Raw genomic sequence first — 915 nt, 5'->3', positions numbered from 1 at the left:
CAAAAATTACTTAATTTCACATCAAATTAAAACAAAATTGAAAAAAGTAGTTACTACAATCACAGCAAAAACTATTGGTTTATACATCAACATCTTAAGTTATATTGCTCCAAATAAATCATTTGCTTTAGCATACAAATTATTTAGCGAACCACGAAAAGGCAGAATTAAGTCAGATAAAATTCCCAAAACACTTCAAAAAGCAACCCACGAAACACATACTTTTAACGAACATCAATTTCAAACCTACACATGGCAAGGAAACGATGATGTAATTTTATTAATTCACGGTTGGGAAAGCAATGCTTCTCGCTGGAAAAAGTTATTATCACACTTATCTAAAACTGGCAAAACCATAATCGCAATCGATGGTCCAGCTCACGGATTAAGCAGCGGAAAAGAGTTTAACGTACCAACTTACGCCCAATTTATAGATAAAATTGTACAGCAATACAACCCAAAAGTAGCTATTGGTCACTCACTTGGCGGAAATGCAATTGCTTATTTTCAAGCACATTACCAACATAATTTTGAAAAAATAATTCTACTTGGCGCACCATCCGATTTTAATGTAATATTGAAGAATTACATCAAAATGCTCAGTCTTAACAACCGCGTAAATCAAGCACTTATCAACTTCGTAAAACAACGTTTCAACCTAAATGTAGACGACTTTTCGGCTTCAAAATATTTGAAAAACACCACAATTCCCGGATTAATAGCACACGATGTTGAAGATACCGTAGTATTATTTGAAGAAGGAAAAAAAATCGCAAAGTCTTGGAAAACAGCGCAATTCATTGAAACAAAAGGATTGGGTCACAGCATGCACGACAATTATCTGTATCAAACCATTGTACAATTTATAGAAGCGTAATCGCTCGGGCTTTATTTACAAACCTTATTCCTGCTTTC

The 915-nt window shown here is 34.0% G+C and carries 1 protein-coding gene; it reads left to right on the top strand.

Features of this window, described 5'->3' with window-relative positions; translation table 11 throughout:
* The coding region (locus tag DIU01_RS01610; protein WP_367221631.1) for an alpha/beta fold hydrolase at positions 1 to 877 on the top strand (877 nt) is incomplete at its 5' end.
* Between the last annotated feature and the right edge of the window lie 38 nt (positions 878 to 915).

This window comes from Flavobacterium sp., assembly GCF_003525665.1.
Lineage (GTDB): Bacteria > Bacteroidota > Bacteroidia > Flavobacteriales > Flavobacteriaceae > Flavobacterium.
Note: the sequence above shows the minus strand (reverse complement) of the source record. Positions and strands in the feature narration are given on the sequence as shown.